Source organism: Pseudomonas sp. PDM26, from assembly GCF_019219185.1.
Lineage (GTDB): Bacteria > Pseudomonadota > Gammaproteobacteria > Pseudomonadales > Pseudomonadaceae > Aquipseudomonas.
On sequence record NZ_JAHUWC010000033.1, the window covers coordinates 1 to 1317 of the forward strand.

Genomic DNA, 1317 nt, shown 5'->3' on the forward strand with positions numbered 1-1317 from the left:
CGGTGTCGAACAGTCCGATCAGGTTGAGACTGACGTCCACGGCGGGGTCGAAGTCCGTTGTCAGGCCAAAGCGCCCGGCCTGCAACACGTTGGCGAACACCCCGCGTCCCGACTTTAGCAGCTCATTAGCGCAGTGACGCGCGGCGGCGGCCCCGCGGCTGAAACCGAAAATGTCGAATTCGATACGTCGAATTCGGGTGCTTGGATTGGTTTGCTGAAAACGTTCGAGTTGCTTCTCGATTGCGCCTGGCGCCTGCTGAACTCGCGCCACCACTCCGGTTTCCCCGCGGCCGGTGGCTTGGCCCGCCAGCGAGTCCTTGCCGCCACTGCGAGTGCCGATGCCCTCCAAGTAAAGCTTTACATAGCCAATTTCAGCCCCTGGTGGGAGCCCATCAGTCGCATGATCCGGATACAACTCATGCAGATGCGCCACATTACTCGGCGCATTGCCGTAACTGTTGTCCGGTGCACTGGCAAAACCACTGCCATCAAACCCGTCAAACCCATGCTGTTTGCACAATTGCACAATGCTCGCCAGGTCACTCTGCTCGAACAACTCCAGATCTTCACGTCGGCACTGCTCGGTCGCGGCCGCATTGCCCAGGTTGTTCCCCGTGCCATCGAAGAACAGCCCCAGGCGCAAGGTGATGCCTTCGAGTTCTTCTTCCTCTTCCTCTTCTTCCATGTCGTAGGCGAGCGACAACGCTTCGGACTGGGCGGTGTACACGCGTTCGGTGAAGCCCTGGCTGTCGGTGATGCCTTTCCAGACCTTGCCGGAGGCCGCGGTGATCTTGTAAGGCATGCTGGCCAAAGGTTGTTCGCCATTGCTGGCAAACAAGCGGAACTGCTCGTGGAACTCCAGTGGCGGGTCGATGCGTGTGGGTACGGTCAAGATCCGTGGCGCTTGTTGAGCTGCACCGCTGTACTCGAAATGCGCCGCCTTGGCCATGTGATCCCCGGCGGTCCCCGACTCGATCCGGCATTTATCCAGGCTGAGGTAACTGCCCCCGCCGTTAAGGACGATCCTCTTTTTCGCCGTGATGTGGATTTCGTCTTCGGTACTGGTGATGTCCAGGCCATGCCGGGCGATCAGTTCCAGGCGGTCGTTCTGCGCCTGCACACTCATCGGGCCCTGGTTGGCGATCAGCTGGATCCCCAGCTTGCGCACGAACAGGCTCAGGCCCTGCCCCACGCCGATGAACAGGCGCTTGACCACGCTGAGGTCGGCTTGGCCGCCGGCGTTGAGCATCAGGTTGTCCTGCGCGGCCAGTTGCAGGTGCTGGCCGCTGGTCAGGGCGATGCCCTGGGGGGCGCTGA

1 protein-coding gene is annotated in these 1317 nt (G+C 61.1%); it reads right to left on the bottom strand.

Going from position 1 to position 1317, the window contains the following annotated elements:
• Positions 1–1317 (bottom strand): DUF2345 domain-containing protein (locus KW849_RS31650; RefSeq protein WP_256357473.1); only part of this gene is annotated, 1317 nt, incomplete at both ends.